Source organism: Paraburkholderia sp. Cpub6, from assembly GCF_014201065.1.
GTDB lineage: Bacteria > Pseudomonadota > Gammaproteobacteria > Burkholderiales > Burkholderiaceae > Paraburkholderia > Paraburkholderia tuberum.
Genome location: NZ_JACHDM010000071.1, coordinates 1 through 5,197, shown reverse-complemented (window position 1 = coordinate 5,197; position 5,197 = coordinate 1). Strand labels below are relative to the sequence as shown.

The window sequence follows — 5,197 nt, the reverse complement described above, 5'->3', positions numbered from 1 at the left end:
AACACTTCGCGACCCACGAACAGGCAAGGCGGCGTCTGTTCTCGTTTCTGGAGAGCTGGTACAACATACGCCGCCTGCACAGCAGCATCGGCTACTGTTCGCCGCTCGAGTTCGAAAACCTGCATGCGCAAGGTCAAAGCTTATCGCGGCGCGGGTTGTCCACCGCCAGGCAGCGTCGTGGTCGTGACAGGCGACCCGCCACCCGGCCGTGGACAACCCGCGATTTGATCTTATCGGGAGGTGCCACACCGCATTAAACTCAACTGCAAATCTATCCGTCGAACCGGGTCAACCTCAACGGCGAGCGAACACATCGATCACGAAAGCCACATACAGCCAGCCCTGCCACGTCGAAACGTAGGTGAAATCCGAAACCCAGAGCTGGTTCAGCCGTGCCGCCTTGAACTGGCGATTGACCCGATCCAGCGGGCGCGGGGCTATGGCATCAGGAACAGTCGTGCGAACACGCTTGCCTCGCATCACGCCGCGCAAACCCAGTTGCTTCATCAACCGTTCGACCGTGCAGCGCGCCACCGCGATACGCTCCCGGTTCATCTGCTTCCAGACTTTATCCGCGCCGTAGACCTGCATGTTGGCCTGCCACACACGCTTGATCTCCGGCCGCAGACGTTCATCGCGGATTGCGCGAACAGAGCGCCGCGACGGATCACGAAGCTGCGCGGCATGGCGTCGGTAACCCGACGGGGCAATCCGCAAGACCTTGCAGATCGGCTCGACCCCGAAGGTGTCGCGATGCTGATCGATGAAGGCCTTCAGGACTTGAAACGGCGGTCGAGCTCCGCCTGGGCGAAAAACGCGCTCGCGACCTTGAGAATCTCGTTGGCACGACGCAACTCCTTGACTTCGCGCTCCAAGGCCTTGAGGCGCTCGCGCTCGTCTGTGGTCACGCCATCGCGCTCACCGTGGTCGACCTGGTCGCGCTTGATCCACTCGTGCAGTGTCTGCGGTGTGCAGCCGATCATGGGCGCAATCGATTCGACCGCCGCCCACATCGACGGATGTTCGCTACGCTGCTCGCGCACCAGGCGCACTGCGCGCTCCCGGACTTCCGGGGAAAACTTGGTTACCTTCTTGTTCATGGCTCCATTCTCTCAAGAGTTGGAGCCTCCACAAAATCCGGGGCGGTTCAGGCCCGCGTCTGTAGGATAGGCTCTGACATCGTGGATATACGCCGATACCTCGGCGATTTGCGCCCTGTTGAGGGACTATTCCATCGTCTTGGCCGAGCTATTGGCGTCGATACAGAAGACTGCCGACGAACTATGCATGTACTCCACTTTTTCTGTAGGCCCCACGGCGCACAATCCGGGAGACCCTGCCTTGGCGTCCGCGTTGGAAAACCAGACATGCGATGGCAAGAGGCGCGGGTATTAACAAGATTTGTTGAAACCTTTTAACACCCAAACGCCGCTTATCGCGGCCAGCCCGCCCCCGCCCTCGCCGGCCTGCCGGGGCCGCACAGACACTCCCCGTCCCCCGGCGCGGCGCGCCCTCCCCGGCCGTGGCGTGGGGGCCGGGTCCGTGACACGGTCTTTCACCCTGGGGCGTGCAGAAGATCGAGCCAGGGTTCATACCTAAGCCGTCTCCTCCATGTCTCCGCATGGATTCCGGCCCGCCGCGCGCGGGCTTTAATGAGATGGTCAGCCTGACCGAAACAGCCCGATCGGCTTACGCTGATCGGGCTGTTTCCTTATGGGAGATCGTCATGGACACCATCTCGTTGATTGGAATCGATCCTGGCAAGCATTGCTTTCACCTGCACGCACAGTCCGCATCGGGCCACATGGTGTTGCGCAAGAAGCTGACGCGCAACCAGATGTTCACACTGCTTGCCCGTGTTCCGAGCTGCACGGTGGTCATGGAAGCCTGTGCCGGCGCTCACTGGGTCGCCCGTCGCCTCCAGGAACTTGGGCACCACCCGAAGCTGATATCCCCGCAGTTCGTCAAACCTTTCGTGCAAGGCAACAAGAATGACTTCGCCGACGCGCAAGCGATCTGCGAGGCCGCGTCACGTCCCAGCATGCGGTTCGTCAGTCCGCGCAACGAGGTGCAGCAGACGATCTCAGCGCTGCATCGGGTACGCGAAGCGCTGGTGCGCGACCGTACCGGCACGGTCAACCAGATTCATGCCTTTCTACTCGAATTCGGCGTGAGCCTGCCCAAGGGGATGGGCGTCATCCGCCGACTTCCTGCCGTGCTGGCCTCGCATGATCTGCCGCCGCGACTAGTCGCGCTGCTCGAGCGTCTGCAGGCACATTTCAAGTACCTCGACGAACAAGTCGCGCAACTCGAAAGCGAATTGATCCGGCAACTGCGGGAGGACGAACGCAGCCAGCGCCTGCTGGAGATTCCCGGCATCGGCCCAATCACGGCCAGCGTGCTGGCAACCGAATTGGGCGACGCCCACCAGTTCGCTTGCGCTCGCCAGTTCGCCGCATCCATCGGGCTGGTTCCACGCCAATACAGTACCGGCGGCAAGCCCACGCTGCTGGGAATCAGCAAGCGCGGCGATAAGAATTTGAGGCGACTGTTAGTCCAGTGCGCGAGAGCGCTCATGCTGCACATCGAGCGGCACGCCGATCGCCTGGGGGCCTGGGTCCGCGACCTGCTGGCCCGACGGCATTCCAACGTGGTCGCTTGTGCGTTGGCCAACAAATTGGCGAGGATCGCCTGGGCCATCCTCGCCCGCGGAACACACTACCAAAGTGCTCAGGCTGTGGCAGCAGCCTGACTGTGCGCCGCCTACGTTACTCCTTCTGACCCAAGTCACTTCCTGGTTTTGCGACGCGAGATACGTGAAGACATAAACGGCTCAACGGCCGAGCAAGCAACCTGGCAAAGCAAATAGTATTCCGATACTGCGGCTTTTTTAAGGTTTGCCCGGCGCGGCTCTCATCATGGGGCGGGCACCTGTTCCCACAACGACCCCGGATAGATTTGCGCAAGCCCAATTTACGTCAACACCACCTCGCTTGCAAAAGTCAGGCTGATCATAGATTTCTTTGGAGGCGCCGGTACGCAGGGACGACGCGGGTATCCTCCTCTTCTCCGGACTGATCAGGCGGGCGCCGGACCCATCGCCGCCGGTCGCGACGCGAGAGGTCAGACGCCGGGCATCAGAGTCCGGCAGTCACCCGGTACTCTCGCTCAATGACAAAAATTCGGCCATTGCGGACGTAGGAATGTCGGCCACTGATGGGCAACTGAGGGGCGCTTTGCCGCCCCTCGCGCCGTCGTGGCCTCGAATGTCATGTGCCGATGCGAGTGAATGAGTTCTCGCGACCCAGAGGAGAAGTCCGCGACCGGAAAGCGATCATTCACGGTGGGCAACTCGGTTGAACAATCCACTACGGTAGCTCTACGCTCAGGATGGTTGGGCCAAGGTTGCGGAGCGCCGGGTTCAGCCGCATTACAAGCAACGTGTCATCGTTGTCCTCGTTCATCTTCGCCATGCCCTGAATCGGGTCCTCCGACTTCACAAGTCGGCTCATGGTGCCTATGCCGTCTTCGTAGGTTGGCGTTTCAAACGAAACTTGATCCGAGCCAAAGCGACGAATGCAATCGTTAGGGACAGTTTCTGAATGCTTCCTTTGGCAAGATACCTTCATTCGCCACTGCATCGACGAAGGCTTGTCGGTTCGGAAACCCCTGTCCAGCGATCTTGGCTGCTCCAAAGCTCCCGGAGGTACCCCGTACGACGTGCTGAGTTGAATGCCGCGGCCCTTGATGGGACTGTCGTGAGCGGCTCCAACTGGCGTGCGTCGTCCGGCGCCATCAAAATCTTGGAGCCGTTCGAGCCATAGAGATCGACGCATTTCCACCCACGTGGTTCCATGACACCGAGATCTCTTACCGCGTACCAAGCTAGACGCGATGCTACGGTGAGAGGAAGCGAGGGACCCTTAGATATCTTGGATGCTGACTGAGGTCCGAGTTGGCTTAAAGGCGCACTCGGCGATTCGATGCACGCGGTGCTGTGCGGCGCGGGCTACAACCTGAGGATGATCATCAGGAAGCTGCGGCTTCTTTGTGCCTTCATTCTCGCTGCTTTGTCCAACTGTAATACTGCCGCCAACGCAGTGGTTTGACGCAGGCGGCACGAGAAAAGAATTGTTCAGGGGTGACTATCTAGTGACCACTGTCGGGGTTGCATTGGGGTAGATGACCACAGGTAGCCGCCCCCCAGCGATCCATACTGCCGCTTGCACTGGTGCTCCCTGAAACCCCGCCATACCCGGAGTTATTGCTAGCATTGGCCGATGCCGATTGCTCATCTGGTTGCCCGGATGCATCCTGCGCTTGCGCTACGCCCGCAAGCGAGAGAATGCCCAGGAGCACTGCAGACACGAATATTGTCGTCTTCATGGCTTAACTCCTTCAGTATGAAATCAGGTTCAGTTAGGGCGGCCGCTTTGACATAGGCGGAGGACGTAGCAGCCGACATGCGCGGCAATACCGCGCTTAGCGTCCGAGGTGACAGGAGCACCTGAATGACCGCCGGTGGGCTGGTAAGCCCGGTGCGCAATAGAGAGCGCACTATTGCTGCCGACGTGAAATTGAAGCAGTTGCCGTTGCACGAATGAACCGTATATTCGCGATGCTCTCGGTTCGAGCATGCGTTGGGCATCGGGTGGGTTCGCTTGAATCTCGGCATCAGGATCAAAAACGAGGTCGGCAACGACAATTGAGGTGAAATACATCGCACATGGTGCCTATGTATGCACTGCATGTTCCTCACCATTCGATAATAATTCTTCATTCCTAATATGTATGCGAGAAGAGAAGAATCTGAATTGTCTTTCGATGAATTACACCATCCTTATTTCGAATTATGCTGCATTGTTCTGCCGTGTAACCTTGTCATTTGTAGTTAGATCGATTATTTGATGCTCGGTATCAAATGTTCCTTAAGGGGCGAACAAATGTTCGGTGTCGCTTTGCGACTATTCGTCAAAGTGACTTCTTGAGAGCGCGGGGCACACGCCGGGTAACGGATTCAGGTCGACGCGACACAAGGACAACTGCGGGTTGCTGGTACTGCGCACCGCCGCACACTTACCCTCGATTGTCAGCTTTGACAGTCTTCTTAGTCTCTAGTTCCAAGTGCAACACCTTGAATGAGGTAGGGTGTTGCGATGAAGAAGAACTACAAGCATTTGAGTGCGGAAGAACGCGC

1 protein-coding gene, 3 pseudogenes and 1 other annotated feature are annotated in these 5,197 nt (G+C 58.7%); of the genes and pseudogenes, 3 read left to right on the top strand and 1 reads right to left on the bottom strand.

Going from position 1 to position 5,197, the window contains the following annotated elements:
* Positions 1 to 257, top strand: a pseudogene (locus HDG33_RS38560) (hypothetical protein); the annotation flags it as partial.
* Positions 258 to 297: 40 nt separating this feature from the next.
* On the opposite strand, the pseudogene HDG33_RS36570 reads toward HDG33_RS38560, so the two are convergent.
* A pseudogene (locus tag HDG33_RS36570) lies at positions 298 to 1,100 on the bottom strand (IS3 family transposase); the annotation flags it as partial.
* Positions 703 to 819 (bottom strand) — a sequence feature (AL1L pseudoknot). (Overlaps the previous pseudogene by 117 nt.)
* 626 nt (positions 1,101 to 1,726) lie before the next feature.
* Here HDG33_RS36570 and HDG33_RS36565 point away from each other — a divergent pair.
* Together HDG33_RS36565 and HDG33_RS36560 are read left to right on the top strand one after the other, a co-directional pair.
* Positions 1,727 to 2,752 carry an IS110 family transposase gene (locus HDG33_RS36565; protein WP_184041154.1) on the top strand — a complete coding sequence of 342 codons (1,026 nt, stop codon included), beginning with the start codon at positions 1,727 to 1,729 and terminating at the stop codon, positions 2,750 to 2,752.
* Positions 2,753 to 3,953: 1,201 nt separating this feature from the next.
* A pseudogene (locus tag HDG33_RS36560) lies at positions 3,954 to 4,109 on the top strand (IS5/IS1182 family transposase); the annotation flags it as partial.
* Between the last annotated feature and the right edge of the window lie 1,088 nt (positions 4,110 to 5,197).